The sequence below is a fragment of the Streptococcus infantis genome, from assembly GCF_047460825.1.
GTDB lineage: Bacteria > Bacillota > Bacilli > Lactobacillales > Streptococcaceae > Streptococcus > Streptococcus infantis_V.
The window spans coordinates 1-16878 of record NZ_JASHFO010000018.1 but is presented as its reverse complement, the minus strand read 5'-3'; the positions used below and the strand labels follow the sequence as shown (position 1 = coordinate 16878).

The 16878-nt window shown below is 39.5% G+C and carries 15 protein-coding genes and 2 pseudogenes; 10 read left to right on the top strand and 7 right to left on the bottom strand.

The annotated features are described in order from the left end of the window. The first annotated feature begins 9 nt into the window (after window positions 1–9). The 3 genes from QM911_RS06465 to QM911_RS06455 all read left to right on the top strand — a co-directional run bounded on the left by QM911_RS06465 (window position 10) and on the right by QM911_RS06455 (window position 3440). Window positions 10–1143 (top strand): N-acetylmuramoyl-L-alanine amidase family protein, encoded by a 1134-nt coding sequence (locus tag QM911_RS06465; protein WP_414313462.1) that lies wholly within the window; start codon window positions 10–12, stop codon window positions 1141–1143. A 103-nt stretch (window positions 1144–1246) separates the two neighbouring features. Further along, window positions 1247–2200 (top strand): class I SAM-dependent methyltransferase, encoded by a 954-nt coding sequence (locus QM911_RS06460; RefSeq protein ID WP_414313461.1) that lies wholly within the window; start codon window positions 1247–1249, stop codon window positions 2198–2200. A 49-nt stretch (window positions 2201–2249) separates the two neighbouring features. After that, complete coding sequence (locus tag QM911_RS06455) at window positions 2250–3440, top strand: acetate kinase (protein ID WP_414313460.1); 1191 nt, start codon at window positions 2250–2252, stop codon at window positions 3438–3440. Between the two features lie 55 nt (window positions 3441–3495). Here QM911_RS06455 and birA read toward each other — a convergent pair whose 3' ends face one another. Further along, window positions 3496–4431, bottom strand: a complete 936-nt coding sequence (gene birA, locus QM911_RS06450; protein ID WP_414313459.1) for a bifunctional biotin--[acetyl-CoA-carboxylase] ligase/biotin operon repressor BirA — start codon at window positions 4429–4431, stop codon at window positions 3496–3498. Between the two features lie 210 nt (window positions 4432–4641). Here birA and QM911_RS06445 point away from each other — a divergent pair, with 210 nt between their 5' ends. Beyond that, window positions 4642–5832: an O-antigen ligase family protein gene (locus QM911_RS06445; protein ID WP_061862776.1), complete on the top strand. Its 1191-nt coding sequence runs from the start codon at window positions 4642–4644 to the stop codon at window positions 5830–5832. 193 nt (window positions 5833–6025) lie between these two features. Here the strand turns inward: QM911_RS06445 and QM911_RS06440 are convergent, their stop codons facing one another. Beyond that, the gene (locus QM911_RS06440) at window positions 6026–6574 is read right to left on the bottom strand and encodes an NAD(P)H-dependent oxidoreductase (RefSeq protein ID WP_414313458.1); all 549 of its coding nucleotides are present in this window, start codon (window positions 6572–6574) and stop codon (window positions 6026–6028) included. Between the two features lie 261 nt (window positions 6575–6835). Between QM911_RS06440 and QM911_RS06435 the strand changes: the two genes are divergently transcribed. Continuing rightward, complete coding sequence (locus QM911_RS06435) at window positions 6836–7324, top strand: DUF5590 domain-containing protein (RefSeq protein ID WP_414313457.1); 489 nt, start codon at window positions 6836–6838, stop codon at window positions 7322–7324. Then, window positions 7321–8499: a pyridoxal phosphate-dependent aminotransferase gene (locus tag QM911_RS06430; RefSeq protein ID WP_414313456.1), complete on the top strand. Its 1179-nt coding sequence runs from the start codon at window positions 7321–7323 to the stop codon at window positions 8497–8499. The genes QM911_RS06435 and QM911_RS06430 overlap by 4 nt, the downstream gene beginning before the upstream one ends. A gap of 44 nt (window positions 8500–8543) precedes the next feature. Here the strand turns inward: QM911_RS06430 and QM911_RS06425 are convergent, their stop codons facing one another. Next, a complete protein-coding gene (locus tag QM911_RS06425) occupies window positions 8544–9596 on the bottom strand; it encodes a cell surface protein (protein WP_414313455.1) in 1053 nt (350 codons plus the stop codon). Between the two features lie 110 nt (window positions 9597–9706). Next, window positions 9707–10629, bottom strand: a pseudogene (locus QM911_RS06420) (IS30 family transposase). A 363-nt stretch (window positions 10630–10992) separates the two neighbouring features. Between QM911_RS06420 and asnS the strand changes: the two are divergent. The 3 genes from asnS to QM911_RS06405 all read left to right on the top strand — a co-directional run bounded on the left by asnS (window position 10993) and on the right by QM911_RS06405 (window position 14595). Further along, on the top strand, window positions 10993–12336 hold the full coding sequence (asnS, locus tag QM911_RS06415) for an asparagine--tRNA ligase (RefSeq protein WP_045763626.1): 1344 nt from the start codon (window positions 10993–10995) through the stop codon (window positions 12334–12336). Between the two features lie 224 nt (window positions 12337–12560). After that, window positions 12561–13760: an MFS transporter gene (locus tag QM911_RS06410; RefSeq protein WP_414313454.1), complete on the top strand. Its 1200-nt coding sequence runs from the start codon at window positions 12561–12563 to the stop codon at window positions 13758–13760. Window positions 13761–13827: 67 nt separating this feature from the next. Continuing rightward, window positions 13828–14595 (top strand): epoxyqueuosine reductase QueH, encoded by a 768-nt coding sequence (locus QM911_RS06405; protein WP_000567559.1) that lies wholly within the window; start codon window positions 13828–13830, stop codon window positions 14593–14595. Between the two features lie 267 nt (window positions 14596–14862). Here QM911_RS06405 and QM911_RS06400 read toward each other — a convergent pair whose 3' ends face one another. The 3 genes and pseudogenes from QM911_RS06400 to QM911_RS06390 all read right to left on the bottom strand — a co-directional run. Next, a complete protein-coding gene (locus tag QM911_RS06400; RefSeq protein WP_000775325.1) occupies window positions 14863–15396 on the bottom strand; it encodes a DUF402 domain-containing protein in 534 nt (177 codons plus the stop codon). Between the two features lie 88 nt (window positions 15397–15484). Next, window positions 15485–16261 (bottom strand): recombination regulator RecX, encoded by a 777-nt coding sequence (gene recX / locus QM911_RS06395; protein ID WP_414313453.1) that lies wholly within the window; start codon window positions 16259–16261, stop codon window positions 15485–15487. Between the two features lie 10 nt (window positions 16262–16271). Beyond that, window positions 16272–16637 (bottom strand): annotated as a pseudogene (locus QM911_RS06390) (phosphotransferase); the annotation flags it as partial. A gap of 47 nt (window positions 16638–16684) precedes the next feature. On the opposite strand from QM911_RS06390, the gene QM911_RS06385 reads away from it, so the two are divergent. Further along, window positions 16685–16878 (top strand): IS630 transposase-related protein (locus QM911_RS06385; RefSeq protein WP_414313452.1); only part of this gene is annotated, 194 nt, incomplete at its 3' end.

The window sequence follows — 16878 nt, the reverse complement described above, 5'->3', positions numbered from 1 at the left end:
GAAAATCCCATGAGAAAAATCACACTATTTAGTTTGTCTTTAGCAGGTTTAGCTATGCTGGCTCTCCCTCAATCTGCCAAGGCTTTTGAGCTACAAGAAGTATGGCGTATTAAGGGGGGTGTTCAATATCAAGATGGCAAAATTCTTCGATTTAACAATGGCCATGACATAGATATCAAAGCCTTGGATTTGCCTAAAAACGAAAAAATTGAATGGAAAGTTACTTTAGATGGTCAAGACCAGACTGTCAATTTCCTAGCTCAAGAAGTGGATAGATCCAATATTGGTGAAGAAGGACGTTTCCTGAATTTCTACGTACCTTATGGCTACAGAGGAGATATCAAAGTAGAAGCCAAGAGTGGAAATGAAACAAAGACCTGGTCCACTAAAGTAGTTGATGATGTATATAATGACGGTGGAAAGAGTGGTTACTTCCGTATTGACGAATCAAATAATCAATACACCTATCTTGATACAAAATGGGATTATCAAACCAAGACCTACACTGCTACCTTACCAGAGACTGTCAATGGTCAAAAAGTATTTGCTTGGGCAGACGACTATGAAGAATTGAAACTTCAAAAACCAGGAGTTATCAGTCATTCCTACAGAGGGGGAGGAGCCTTCAAAATACTCTATCCGATTGTAAAAGCAGAAAGCTGGCTAAAAAAGAATTACAGTGAAACCTGGTACTATCAAAAACAAGGCCAACTAGTTAAAGATGCTTGGATTAAGGATCAGGAAAGCTGGTATTTCATGGATGATAAAGGGGTTATGTTTAATCAAACATGGCTTCATCAAGGTGGTAGCTGGTATGCCTTTAAATCATCAGGAGCTATGATTTCAGCTGATTGGTTATATGATAACGGCTCTTGGTATTACCTAAAAGACTCAGGTTCAATGGCGACAGGCTGGCTTAAAGATGGTGGCACTTGGTATTATCTAAAAGACTCAGGTTCAATGGCGACAGGCTGGGTCAAAGATAACGGCTCTTGGTATTATCTAAAAGATTCTGGTGCAATGGCAACAGGTTGGATCAAAGATAATGGTAAGTGGTACTATCTGGCTTCATCTGGTAATATGCTTAGCAATACACGCACACCAGATGGTTATTATGTAGATGCCAGTGGCGTTTGGAAATAATCATGAAACAGAGAAAATCTATTAGGGAGGTAGATTTTCTTTTTTTCATTTTCACAATTATGAAAATCTGGAAAAAGGACATTATTTTTGGTAAGATAAGGGTATGGATTTTGAAAAAATTGAACAAGCATATACCTATTTACTAGAAAATGTCCAAATCATTCAAAATGATTTGACGACAAATTTTTACGATGCCTTAATTGAGCAAAATGGAATCTATCTGGATGGTCAGACAAATCTGGAAGATGTCAAGAAAAACAATCAAGCTTTAAAACGATTGGCTCTTCGAAAAGAAGAGTGGTTACGAACCTACCAATTCTTATTAATGAAGGCAGCGCAAACGGAACCTCTTCAGGCCAACCACCAGTTTACACCAGATGCGATTGGTCACTTGATGATTTTTTTGATGGAGCAATTGTGGCCTGCTAAAGATCTAAGTCTACTAGAATTGGGCTCTGGGATGGGAATTCTGGGGGCTAGCTTTTTAACGTCCATGAACAAAAAGGTAGATTACCTAGGGATTGAGATAGACGACCTCTTGATTGATCTGGCGGCGAGTATGGCTGAAGTTATGGATCTTCAAATGGGCTTTGTCCAAGGAGATGCAGTACGTCCACAAGTATTAAAAGAAAGTGATTTTATTGTGAGCGACCTCCCGATTGGTTACTACCCAGACGATCAGATTGCCTCACGTTACCAAGTGGCAGCAAAGGATGAACATACTTACGCTCATCATCTATTAATGGAGCAATCTCTCAAGTATCTTAAGACGGGAGGCTATGCTATTTTTCTTGCTCCAACAGATCTTTTGACGAGTCCTCAGAGTGACCTCTTGAAAGGATGGTTAACTGAACAGGCTCAACTAGTCGCTATCATAGCTTTACCAGAGGATCTCTTCGCTCAAGGAGCCCAGTCTAAGACCATTTTTGTTGTACAAAAGAAAGTGGTAGAAGGCTTTGAGCCCTTCGTTTATCCACTTGCTAGTCTTCGTGATCCTGAAATTTTGTTGGAATTTAAGGAAAATTTTCAAAATTGGTGTCAAGAACATGAAATCTAGTATAAATTTTGATATAATAGTTGAAAACGCTTAAAAAAGGGGAAACATTATGACAAAAACCATTGCAATTAACGCTGGAAGCTCAAGTTTGAAATGGCAACTCTATCAAATGCCAGAAGAAAAAGTATTAGCAAAAGGGTTGATTGAACGAATTGGATTGAAAGATTCTATTTCTACAGTTAAGTTTGATGGTCATTCAGAACAACAAGTCCTTGACATTGACAACCATACTTTGGCAGTTAAGATTTTGCTTGATGACTTGATTCGTTTTGATATTATTAAATCTTATGATGAAATTACTGGTGTTGGACACCGTGTTGTTGCAGGTGGAGAGTACTTCAAAGAGTCTACAGTTGTTGAAGGGGATGTTCTAGAAAAAATCGAAGAACTAGGACTTCTTGCTCCATTGCACAACCCTGCAAATGCTGCTGGAATTCGTGCCTTCAAAGAATTGTTGCCAGAGATCACAAGTGTAGCAGTTTTTGACACATCATTCCACACAACAATGCCAGAGAAAGCCTACCGTTATCCATTACCAACTAAGTATTATACAGAAAACAAGGTTCGTAAATATGGAGCTCACGGTACAAGTCACCAGTACGTTGCACAAGAAGCAGCAAAACTCTTGGGACGCCCACTTGAAGAGTTGAAATTGATTACCTGTCACATCGGTAATGGTGCTTCTATTACAGCTGTTAAGGGTGGTCAATCTGTTGATACCTCAATGGGATTCACTCCACTTGGTGGTGTTATGATGGGAACTCGTACAGGGGATATTGACCCGGCTATCATTCCATATTTAATGCAATATACAGAGGACTTTAACAAGCCTGAAGATATCAGTCGCATCCTCAATCGCGAGTCAGGATTGTTGGGTGTTTCAGGTAAGTCTAGTGATATGCGTGATGTTCAAGCGGCAATGGAAGCAGGTGATCCTGATGCAACATTGGCTCTTGAAATGTACGTTGACCGTATCCAGAAACACATCGGACAATACTTGGCTGTCCTAAACGGAGCAGATGCCATTATCTTTACTGCAGGAGTTGGTGAAAATGCAGCTGGTGTGCGTGAAAAAGTTATCACTGGTATTTCTTGGTTCGGTTGTGATGTAGATCCAGAGAAAAATGTCTTTGGTGTGACTGGAGATATCTCAACAGAAGCAGCAAAAATTCGTGTTCTTGTCATTCCAACAGATGAAGAACTCGTTATCGCGCGTGATGTTGAACGTTTGAAAAAATAACAGATTAAAAAATCGACCTTTCTTATTGAAGGTCGATTTTTTTCATCGAGGAGAGCTACCATTTAGTCAGTGAAACTTTACCACTATTGAGCCAAATTTTTTCACCAGTGGCTAATTCTATCTGTAGTTGTCCTTGGTCTGAGATGTCACAGGCTTTTCCTGAGATAGTTTGGTGATCTTGCTTAAAGGAGACTTCTTTTCCTAAAACGATAGAGTGCTTTTTATAGAGATAGAGGAGTTCATCGGCTTCTGTTTCGTAGAAACATTTCCAGATTTCAGCAATCAATTCATTGCGAGTAATGGGAGTATTTTGAGAAAATAAGCTTCCAGCTTTAGTTTGTAGATTCTTGGGAAAATCAGCGATAGAAAAGTTGATCCCGACCCCAATGATAACATCTGTAACGAGTCCAGTTTCGACGGAGGTAATGGCTTCTGTTAGAATACCAGCAATTTTTTTCTGGTTCAGATAAATGTCATTGACCCACTTGATATCCACATCAATCAAACTAAGATTCTTAATAGCCTTGTAGATAGCCCCAGCTGTTAGAAGTGTATAGGCGGGAAGCTTCTGGTAAGGGAGATTGGGTTGTAGGTGAAGGGACATGTAAATTCCCCCCTTATCTGGAGAATAATAGGGACGTTGAAATCGACCGCGTCCCATAGTTTGGCTAGTGGAAAGGTAGAGTTTATCCCCTTTAGCACCAGCTTCCATAGCCTCTTTAGCATCGGTTTGGGTAGATTTTGTTGAGGGTTTAAACTGGACAGTAATGGGACTATTCGCTTCGATTTCCTGAGGCAAGATAAGGTCTCCGTCCAGAAGTTTATACCCACGATTTTTGATACTGTCAATCTCCAGCCCCTCTTGTTGGAGACGTTGGATCGCCTTCCATACGGAAGTTCGAGATAGGTTTAATCTCTCAGCTATTTTTTCTCCGCTTAGATAATCAGTTTCAGTAGCTAGTATTTTATAGACTTCTTGGTAGGATTTCATGCTAGACCCTTTCTAGAATAATTAGATTTATTGTACCATATTTTTAAAAAAGGGATAGCGATTTTCAAGTAATCTTAGCTAACTATAAAATTTTACCCAGTTTTAGTTAGGAGTATAGAGGCAAAGAGGTTTTCAAATCTCTTGAAAAATGGTAAAATGTTTTAATAACTTATTTATCTGAATGTGATATTCAGAAGGAAAGGATCTGTTGTGAAATCAATAGGTGTCATTGAAAAGTTAAAAAGTTTATCGAAACAAGAAGGACTTCTTTTAGGAGTTATTCTGAGTATTTTTCTCCCTTTTTATCTTTTTGTTATTATTTTTATCTCTTACTTACTTTGGTTAGTATATACCGGGGAGATGAAGGGAATCTTGAAACGTTTGTCTCAACACCCTATCTTGCTCTTTTTTATTGCTTATAGCACTGCAATTTCTCTTCTAGCACAAAATGTGATGGGAGTAGTTTCTTCGGTGGCCATGTTTCTGTTTGCAATCTTCTTTTACTATTATCAAGCTCAATTGACTCCTAAATTTTTTAGGTTGACGATTGAAGGAGTTTTAGCCTCAAGTGTCTTGGCAGCAGTCTTTGCAGCCTTGGAACATTTCCAAATTGTAAAGAAATTTGATTATACCTTCCTCTCACCACGGATGCAGGTTTGGCATCAAAACCGAGCGGAGGTTGCCTTCTTTAACCCTAATTACTATGGAATTATCTGTTGTTTCTGTATCATGATTGGTTTTTATCTGATTAGCACAACTAAGTTAAGGTGGTTACGAATCTTTTCTATGATTGCCATCTTTGCTAATTTATTCGGTTTAAACTTTACGCAGAATCGTACAGCTTTTCCAGCCATCATCTTTGGAGCCATCATTTACCTCTTCACGACTATTAAGAACTGGCGTGCTTTCTGGCTTAGTATAGGAGTTTTTGGGGTTGGTTTAGCCTTTCTATTTTCTAGTGATTTGGGTGTTCGAATGGGAACCTTAGATTCATCTATGGAAGAACGTGTTTCTATCTGGAATGCTGGAATGGCCTTGTTTAAGCAAAATCCCTTCTGGGGTGAAGGGCCGCTAACCTACATGCACTCTTTCCCTCGTATTGGAGCACCTTATCATGAACATGCTCATAGTATCTATATTGATACGATTTTGAGTTATGGAGTTGTCGGTACCGTTCTCTTGGGGATTGCTTCTGCCACTCCGGTACGAATGTTGATTGATATGAGTCAAGTACCTAGTAAGCGTCCTATCCTTGGACTTTACCTCTCTTTCTTGACAGTAGTAGCTGTGCACGGAATTTTTGATTTGGCTCTCTTTTGGATTCAATCATCCTTTATTTTCCTGTTAGTGATGTGTAGTTTACCACTAAAACATAGTATGATTGATGAATTAGTTGATTAAGAAAAAGGCGGTGGGACAGAAATCGATAGACAAAGTCTCGATTTCGTTGTCCCAGCCCCGCGAGGATGATTAGGAGCTTTTTGGAGTCTAAAAGACGAACAAAAAGTTCAATCAGCTACCGCGTCAAAGTTTGATTGCTAATAAAAAGTGAGGTTGGGATCTTTTGTCCCAACCTCTTCTTTTTTCAATTCAATTATTGAATAGCTTGAACCAAGTCTTCAGCTTGTTGTTTTAGTGAAGTAGCAACACTGTCTTCAAGGACTAATTTGCCATCTCCCCAAGCAGAATCATTGATACGAGCTGCAGTGAATTCACCTACAACTTGTGTACGGATGAATGGCAAGAGGTCTTTGTAGATTGCAAAGAGTTGTTCATGACCTGCATTTGCTACTGAAGACACAGTAACGATTTTATCTTGAAGGGCAGATGGACCACGAGTTTCAGATAAGTCAAGAGCGCGTGAAAGCCAGTCAAGCAAGTTTTTCACTGTTCCAGGAATTGAGAAGTTGTAGACTGGAGAGAAAATCCAGATAGCATCAGCAGCCAGAACAGCTTCACGAGCCGCTGCTACAGCTGGAAGAGTTGGAACTTCAAGTTCTTGGTTAAAAAGTGGGATTGCTGAGTAGTCAAGGTAGCTAATCTCAGCTTTTCCTGCAAGAGCTTTTTCAGCTTCTAGCGCCATTTGGTGGTTGAAAGAACCTTCACGAAGTGAACCAACGATAAATAATACTTTTTTAGACATAGGGAGTCTCCTTTATATTTTAATCAGAGCTTTCTCTGTTGTTATAAACAATGTTACAACGAAACGAAATCATTTGCAAGAAATTTGCCCAGAAAATAAAAATCGATGATAGTCAAGATTATTTTTAGGAGTAGAGATTAGGAAAAGTCTGTGAAATCAATGATTCAAGCGTCATATATTCCTGTCATAAGAGAAGTTCCGAGCCAAATCCTCCTCCTTTATTCACTTGTAATTCACTTGGATAGATGGTAAAATAGACGAGTGAAAATGAGACAGAAAAAAGAAAAAAATTCCTTATTATTTCAGTACAGTATTGGCCTGACCCTGCTGGCTCTAGTTGTGACTTCTTCCTTTCTCTATTTGGTGTGGTTTAGCATGAAGCCTTATCAGACAGCGAAGGTAGAAGGGGAAAAGCTTGCCAAGCAGTATGCAAATCTAGAAACGGTCAGTCAGGTTGATTTCTTCAATGGTTTAGAGAGCTATTATAGTGTCCTTGGCCAAGATAAGAATCAAAAGCCAGTAGCTGTTCTAATTGAGAAAAATAGTCAAAAAATCTATGTGTATCAACTAGAAAGTGGCACTTCACAAGAAAAAGCAGAAGCAGTTGTTAGAGAAAAAGGAGCAACTGAGATTGACACGATTACCTTTGGACGGTATGCTGATAAACCCGTCTGGGAAATCAAGTCTGGTGGAGACTACTATCTAGTGGATTTTGAAACTGGTGCCCTAATCGAAAAGGAGAAACTATGAAATTATCTAAACGTGTCTTAGAAATGGAAGAAAGCGTCACTCTGGCTAGTGATGCAAGAGCAAAGAAGTTAAAGGCTGAAGGAAAAGATGTTCTTTTCTTAACTTTAGGTCAGCCCGATTTTCATACTCCCGAGAATATTCAAGATGCTGCTGTTGAGGCTATTCGAGATGGACGTGCTTCTTTCTATACGGTAGCTTCAGGTTTGCCTGAATTAAAAGCAGCGGTCAATACCTATTTTGAACGCTATTATGGTTATTCTGTAGCGGCTAATGAGGTCACATTTGCTACCGGTGCCAAGTTCTCCCTCTATACTTTCTTTATGGCTGTGGTCAACCCTGGAGATGAGGTCATCATTCCTACTCCTTACTGGGTCAGCTATGGAGACCAGGTTAAGATGGCTGGTGGTATTCCAGTCTTTGTCCAAGCCAAGGAAGACAATCACTTTAAAGTGACTGTAGACCAATTAGAAGCAGCTCGCACAGATAAGACAAAGGTTTTGGTTCTCAATTCCCCATCTAATCCTACCGGTATGATCTATTCTCGTGAGGAACTCTTGGCCATTGGGAATTGGGCTGTTGAACATGACATTCTCATCCTAGCAGATGATATTTATGGTCGTTTGGTCTATAACGGGAATGAGTTCGTCCCAATCTCTAGTCTATCAGAAGCTATTCGCAACCAAACCATTGTCATTAACGGTGTATCAAAAGCTTATGCCATGACAGGTTGGCGTGTTGGTTATGCAGTAGGTGATCCAGAAATTATTGCTGCTATGAGCAAATTGACTGGTCAAACAACTTCTAACCTAACCGCTGTTTCACAATACGCAACAATCGAGGCCTTAACTGGTCCACAAGACTCCGTAGAAACCATGCGTCAGGCTTTCGAGGAACGTCTCAATACCATTTATCCTCTCTTGTGCCAAGTCCCTGGCTTTGAAGTAGTCAAACCTCAAGGAGCTTTCTATCTCTTCCCAAATGTCAAAAAGGCCATGGAAATGAAAGGCTATAGCGATGTAACAGCATTTACAACGGCTATTCTTGAAGAAGTTGGTCTGGCCTTGATTACAGGAGCCGGATTTGGAGCACCGGAGAATGTTCGTCTCAGTTATGCGACAGAATTGGAAACTCTTAAAGAAGCCATTCGTCGTTTGCACCAATTTATGGAAAATTAAAAAAAGAACCTTGGTTGTGTTGACCAAGGTTCTTTTCTATAGAATTATAAGTAATCGACAGAAAGAATAGTATTCGCCTTTTTCACAGGGACACGGGTCTTAGCCCCATTGTTTCCTTTTGGAAGGCGGAATTTTTTCACTTCTGGACTAGATGGTTTTGCTTGAGTCTTCTTGCTAACAGGTACGCGTGTTTTCACTCCGTTATTTCCTTTTGGAAGACGGAGTTTTTGAACAGGTTTTTCTGGAACAGAAGGTGTTGACGGTTTCTCAACAACTGGTGTGGTGACTTCTTTATAGAAATAGGTCACAGTAACCAAGTTAGAAACATGAAGTTTGTGGGAGGTCAATTCTTCTTTGTTAGCTGATTGGAAAGTATACGTTTTTCCATTGGCTTGGATTTGAGCAGGTGCTGTTGGTAGACCAGCTTCATAAGCCAAATCAAGGCTACGCTCGACTCTGTTTTCTTGGGAAGGCGCAATTTCTTGTCCCTTTTCGTCTACAAAACGAGCACGTTTTACAACTTCCGGATTCAAATCGATATCATCATAGAGATGGATGACTTCAATGACGGGAGCGGTGGCAGTGCCTTTTTCAGGAGCGCTATTGTATGCAAAGCCATCTTTAGCACCTAGATCGAAGTATCTTATGCGGTACCATGTTTTTCCATTTTCGTCTGTAACCGTTGCTGGTCCATTTCCAGAGACGTCATATTCGGTAAAAGCACGGGCCTCAACTGTCTTGTAGACGACATCTGTTGAAGATGTAACTGGAGAAAAGTCTGGTTTCAGAGTCCGACGACGATGGATGACACGAATTTCAGAGATTCGTGGATCCACTGGAGTCTCAGCAGGGGCTGGTGATGCTTCCTCAACTGTTGGGGTAGTTGTTTTTTCGCTAGGAAGTGGGGCTAGTGCTTCGTTGGTAACTGTAGTAGCAGAACTCTCTGAATTTACTGAAATAGGAGCAACCGTAGCTTGTCGTTCAGAGATAGGAGCAGTGACTGTAGCTGTTTGTTCATCCGCAAAAGTGGTTGTTGCGAGACTGAGGGCTAAAACAGCTGCACACAATCCCGTGGTGAGTTGAATTTTCTTTTTCATATTTTCCTCCTTATACATACTGTATAGTATAACATACAAGCTTTTCACTTGTCAAAAACGACTGTTATAAAGGATTAAAATGACAAGATTTGCTAAATTTCAAGTTCAAGTTAGCCAGCAAGAAGAAATTCTCTGGGTGACTTGTAGCTCAAGCATTTTTTAGGATAGTTGTTAATCCAATTTTTGATGAATGCGACTTCTTTAGGAGTCGTTTTCTTAGTTCCTTTAGGTAACCATCTACGAATGAGCCTATTGTGATTCTCATTAGTTCCCCTCTCCCAAGATGTATAAGGGTATGCATAGTAGATATGTTCCTTAGAAAACACATCAGACAATTGGTTGAATTCCGTTCCGTTATCTGCCATGATGGAAAGAATTTGATGCTGTTTTAAGATGAGTTTTAGAGCCTGATTGACCGACTCAGCGCTTTTATTTGGAATCCATCGGATGATTTGATGTCTACTCTTTTGATCCGTCAAGACAAGCAAACAGTAGTTTTTCGCTCTTGTAAGTAGAACCGTATCAATCTCATAATGCCCATTCTCCAAGCGAAAATTAATAGCTTCAGGTCGCTGTTCGATGGATTGACCAGCAGGTTTAAAGTTGGAACTAGCTTGTTTCTTGACAGATTTTACTTTTCTAGGATACAGGAGGTTCTGTTTGGTCAATCCCAATTTTCCATGATGAATCCAGTAGTAGATGGTAGAAATTCCCACGTTAACTCCCTTAGTCTGGACCATCATTTCAGGAGAAAATTTTTGATTATGTTTGATTATGATAGTGGAGAATCTTTTCCTTTAGCTCCTTAGTCAAGCTTGATTTTTTGACCGAGCGCTTGCGATTGTTTTCATAAGACTGTTGAGCGTAGTCGGCAGAATAAACCTCTTTGAAGCATCCTTTCCAAGACATTGTCGGACTGTCCCACGCTTGATTTCAGTGTGGATAGTTTGAGGAACTTTTCCAAGTAGAGGGGCAATTTTTCTTTTTGATTTCCCTTCTTTTTCCATCGTTCGATTAAACGACGACTATCCATTGTCAAATGTTTTGATTTTGTAGTATAATGGTTTTGCGTCTCTGTGCCTTTCTTATGTTTGTGGTGAATAACAGGTATAACACAGAGGTGTTTTCTTATGCCTAAAAGAGCTTTCATTTGACAAGAGGAATCCTTGAAGCTGTTTTGTCAAATGAAATCTTAGACTAGTTATAAGATAGTTGCACCATCTAACTTTTAGGAGAGGTGGGTGGCTAAATTCATTATAGAACTTTCAAAAAATCAGTATTCTTTAAAAAAGACAGAATTTTAGGTTATGAGAGATAGCTATAGGCTCCTATTTATGGTAAAATGAAAGGTGATAATGTCTTCGGACAAGTTTAATTAAAAAAAGGAAGATAAATGATGACAAAACGTGTAACAATTATCGAAGTAAAAGATTACGTTGGTCAAGAAGTCACTATCGGTGCTTGGGTTGCCAACAAATCAGGAAAAGGGAAAATTGCTTTCTTGCAATTGCGTGATGGAACAGCCTTTTTCCAAGGTGTCGCTTTTAAACCAAACTTTATCGAAAAATTCGGTGAAGAAGTAGGTCTTGAAAAATTTGATACGATCAAACGCCTAAGCCAAGAAACTTCTGTTTTCGTGACAGGGATTGTCAAAGAAGACGAGCGCTCTAAATTTGGTTACGAATTGGATATTACAGACATCGAAGTGATCGGTGAATCTCAAGATTACCCAATCACTCCAAAAGAACATGGAACAGACTTCTTGATGGATAACCGTCACTTGTGGCTGCGTTCACGCAAACAAGTAGCAGTGATGCAAATCCGTAATGCTATCATCTATGCAACTTATGAGTTCTTTGATAAGAATGGCTTCATGAAGTTTGATAGCCCAATTCTTTCAGGAAATGCTGCAGAAGATTCTACAGAACTTTTTGAAACAGACTACTTTGGTACTCCAGCCTACTTGAGCCAATCTGGTCAGCTTTATCTTGAAGCTGGTGCTATGGCCCTTGGTCGTGTCTTTGACTTTGGTCCAGTATTCCGTGCTGAAAAATCTAAGACTCGTCGTCACTTGACTGAGTTCTGGATGATGGATGCAGAGTATTCATACTTGACACATGATGAATCACTTGACTTGCAAGAAGCTTATGTTAAAGCTTTGCTTCAAGGTGTTCTTGACCGTGCTCCACAAGCCTTGGAAACATTGGAACGTGACACTGAGCTTTTGAAACGCTACATTGCAGAGCCATTCAAACGCATCACTTACGATCAAGCCATTGATCTCTTGCAAGAGCATGAAAATGATGAAGACGCTGACTACGAGCATCTTGAACATGGTGATGACTTTGGTTCACCACACGAAACTTGGATTTCAAATCACTTTGGTGTACCAACTTTCGTGATTAACTATCCAGCAGACATCAAGGCCTTCTACATGAAACCAGTTCCTGGTAACCCAGACCGCGTACTTTGTGCAGACTTGCTCGCACCAGAAGGTTACGGAGAAATCATCGGTGGTTCAATGCGTGAGGAAGACTATGATGCCCTTGTAGCGAAGATGGAATCTCTTGGTATGGATCGTACAGAATATGAATTCTACCTTGATCTTCGTAAATACGGTACAGTACCACACGGTGGATTTGGTATCGGTATCGAGCGTATGGTAACCTTCGCAGCAGGTACAAAACACATCCGTGAAGCTATTCCATTCCCACGTATGTTGCACCGTATCAAACCTTAATAACTATAAAAACGCCGTCTGGCGTTTTTATACTCTTCGAAAATCAAATTCAAACTACGTCAGCTTCACCTTGCCGTACTCAAGTACAGCCTGCGGCTAGCTTCCTAGTTTGCTCTTTGATTTTCATTGAGTATTACTTTAAATGAAAGAGGTGGAGAAAATGTAGGCAACTCTAAGTAAGTCTTTTAGAAAAACTCATATTATATATTGAAAGAGAGAAAACGATGTTTAAAAGAACTTACAAACGCAATATTCCACTCCTAGCAGGTCTGGAATTCACTTCTTATTTTGGAATTACCAGTTTTTGGATTTTATTTTTCATTCAGAATGGTCTTTCCTTACTTCAAATTGGTCTATTAGAAAGTATCTTTCACGGTACAAGTCTCTTGTGTGAAATCCCGTCTGGTATGTTGGCCGATCGATTTAGCTACAAGACCAATCTCTATTTGGCTCGCTTGGCCAGTATTGTGTCCTCTATCTTGATTTTGTTTGGTCAGGGGAATTTTTGGATTTATGCTTTTGCTATGATGGTCAACGCTTGGTCCTATAATTTTGATTCTGGAACCAGCACCGCTTTCTTATATGATTCAGCAGTTGAAGCAGGTCAAAAGGACCGCTATCTTCAGATTTCTAGTTTTTTGTCTGGTGTGGCAGAAGTCACCCGAACCTTAGGTACAGTTGTGGCAGGCTTCTTTATTCACGGAGCATTGGCTTGGACCTATCTGATTGCTATTGGATTTTCATTTCTTTCTATCATTTTGATTTATTTGATGAAAGAACCAATGGCTAAGAGAGAAAAAAATGAAGCCTTAACCTTTAAAACGATTGTCCTGCAAGTTCGAAAAGAATGGCAGGAAAAACCAGTACTCTTTTATTGGATGATGACTTATCAGCTAGTCGGAACACTCATGTGCATGTTTTACTTTTATTATCAGCAGAAAATAAGTGACTTAGCAGGATGGCAGGTTTCGCTGGTCATGCTGATTGGTAGTGGCTTAAATCTTATAGCAGTTTACGTAGCTAGTCAAATCGGTAAAAAATGGAATAGCAATCGAATTTTTCCGACGCTTGTTGCACTAACGGGCTTGGCCTTACTACTGGTGTTTTCTGGAACTCCCTTTGCTCTTCTTCTCGTATATCTTTTGACCGATACACTCTATGCAGTTTATCAGCCGATCTATTTCAATGACTTACAAGGTTATTTACCGTCCAGTGTGAGAGCAACTATGCTGAGTATCAATTCTATGCTCTTTAGTCTTTCCATGATTGTCATATTTCCACTGACAGGTTGGTTGATTGATCGTTGTGGTCTTATAGCTGTCTTTTTAGTTCTAGGTCTTATCTTGCTTTTAACCTGTCCTATCTTAATAATCAGTCTGACAAGGATGGGAAAGCTATTAGATAAGGACTTAAAAACTGAGTAAAGCACGAAAACCTATTTGCTCAAAGAATCATCCTGTGGTACAATAGCAAGAGGAAAAGGAGAAGAGTATGATCGATGTAGAAGAAATTCTAAGTAAGATGAATCCCAATCAAAAGATCAACTATGACCGAGTCATGCAAAAGATGGTTCAAGTTTGGGAAAAAAATGAAGAAAGACCAACCATTCTCATGCACGTCTGTTGTGCTCCTTGTAGCACCTATACTTTAGAGTATTTGACCAAGTATGCAGATGTAACTATTTATTTTGCTAATTCAAATATCCATCCTAAAGCTGAGTATCACAAGCGTGCCTATGTGACAAAAAAGTTTGTCAGTGATTTCAATGAACGAACTGGCAACAAGGTTCAATATCTAGAAGCACCCTATGAACCCAACGAATACCGTCAGCTGGTCAGAGGTTTGGAAGAAGAACCTGAAGGTGGTGATCGTTGCAAGGTTTGTTTTGACTATCGTCTGGATAAGACAGCACAGGTGGCCATGGACTTAGGATTTGATTACTTCGGTTCTGCCCTGACTATCAGTCCTCACAAAAATTCACAAACCATCAATAGTATCGGGATTGATGTGCAGAAAATCTACACCACTCATTATCTTCCGAGTGATTTTAAGAAAAATCAAGGCTATAAACGCTCTGTAGAAATGTGTGAAGAGTACGATATTTATCGCCAATGTTACTGTGGCTGTGTCTATGCAGCTCAAGCGCAGAATATCGACTTGGTGCAGGTCAAGAAGGATGCGACAGCCTTTATGGTAGATAAGGATATCGAGAAAGATTATTCCCATATCAAGTTCACTGTTACGAAGTTAGATATTTAGACGAAAACCTGCCCAATGTGGCAGGTTTTTTGCTAGGAAAAGGTGATGGAGAGAAGTCGATGGACCGATCTATGAATTCCTAGTCCATGACTCGAGAGAATTCAATAAATCAGTTGAGACTTAAAACTTGTGGATAAAAATGAAGTTTAGGTTAAAAGAGTTTTTTAGAGTTTAGAAGGCTGATAAACAGTTCAATTAGTCGCTACTCAAAGGCTTGTTGAAAATCAAAAAACGAGGTCAGGATTAAAATCCTGACCTCTGACAACTTTACCGATTCTTTAGTTCTACGTAGCGTTTGTACCAAATGTTGACATAGGCTTCTGAGAAAGGACCTCGCTCATTGTTAATCCAATCAACAAGAATCTTTACATGCTCTTTCAGAATATAGTCTAGATCAGAAGAATACTTCATTTTTCGCTTATGTCGTTCATACTCCTCAACGTCCAAGAGGCGTTTTTCACCATCTGTAAAAACTTTAACATCCAAATCATAGTCAATGTATTTTAAAGCTTCTTCATCCAGATAGTAAGGACTTGCCATATTGCAGTAGTAGGAGATACCATTTTCACGAATCATAGCGATAATATTAAACCAATATTTCTTGTGAAAGTAAACAATAGCCGGTTCTCGAGTCACCCAACGACGACCGTCACTTTCGGTAACAAGTGTGTGGTCGTTGACGCCGATAATAGCGTTCTCTGTTGTTTTTAGTACCATGGTGTCCCGCCAAGTACGGTGGAGACTCCCATCATGCTTATAACTTTGAATTGTAATAAAGTCGCCTTCTTTTGGAAGTTTCATAACTAACCAACTTTCTACAATTTATAAGTTTATCGTTTACTATTGTATCACATTTTTGTTTAAAGTTCTTAGTTTTTTCATGAAAAAATTAAAGATATTCTCTGAGGGCGCTGGCTATATCCGAAAAATCATAACCTTTTCTAGCTAAAACTTGGGTCAAACGTTGTTTGAGTTCGTATCCTTCATACTTTCGTGAGTATTTTGGGTATTGCTTATCTAGCTCTTTAAAAATCAGCTCTTGGACAGTTTCTTCATCGACCTGGTTATCTAGTTGGTCAAAGGCAGACTTGGCTTCTGTGTAGGAGAAACCTTTGTTGGTTAGGCCTTGGATAATCTTATCCTGTAGAGCACGGGCAGGTAATTTACCCTGGTATTTTTTCAGTAGTTTTTCAGCTGTCCGTTCTGCGACTTCTGTCATATCAAATTCTTGTAAGACTTCTTGGATAATAGATTTAGAAACGCCTTTTTGAGAAATCTTCTGCATCAGCATATAGCTTCCCTTATCTCCTGAAAGCTGATTGGAATTGATGATTGCTTGAGCATATTGGCGATCATTGATCCAATTATCATCTTTTAAAGACTGGATAACTTTGGGGATGATTTTCTCATCAATTTCATGTTTGGCAAGATAATCTTTAACTTCTTTTTCAGTACGAGCCTTGAAGGATAAGTGGTAGAGAGCTAGATTTTTACTGTAGGAAAATTGCGCAAATGATTTAATCTCAGTTAGTTCTTCAGTTGAGATCTCTTTCCCTTTAGTCAACATAAAGCGAACAATGGTATCCTCTGTAATGTAGCAGGTTTGGTCGCTATCAAGCTCAAGTAGAAAGAGTCTTTTTTTCTTTTCAAGTTTTGTGATTTTCATGGTTTACCTCTTATCCAAATGCTTCGAAGGCAGCAACGAGTCGAAGTTTGTTGCTATCAATCAGCTCTCTCCCGTAATAGTCGAGAAATAGTTCAGCATATTTGGGATCTTTTAAGTTGTAGTTGAGGGACCAAACTGCCCAAAAGAGATCGATATGCCGGTCACTGAAATCAGCCAAACCAAGATCAATAAAACAAGAGAAGTGGTCAGCATCTTTTAGAATAAAGTTTGGTAGACAGGCATCACCGTGAATAAAGGCATCTGTTTCTAAAAGGTGCCCTTGTTCTTGGATGAGTTGGAAGGCCTCTTCGCGACTGTTAATCTGGAATTGGGGTAGGAGGGCCTTGGCATAGAACTCCCCTTTTTCATAGTTTTTATAGTCAATTGAACCCAAAATAGTACATAATGTGGTATAATCTTCTTATGGCATATTCATTAGATTTTCGTAAAAAAGTTCTCACTTATTGTGAGCGAACAGGCAGTATAACAGAAGCATCACACGTTTTCCAAATCTCACGTAATACCATTTATTGCTGGTTAAAGCTAAAAGAAAAAACAGGAGAGCTAAACCATCAAGTAAAAGGAACAAAACCAAGAAAGGTTGATAGAGATAGACT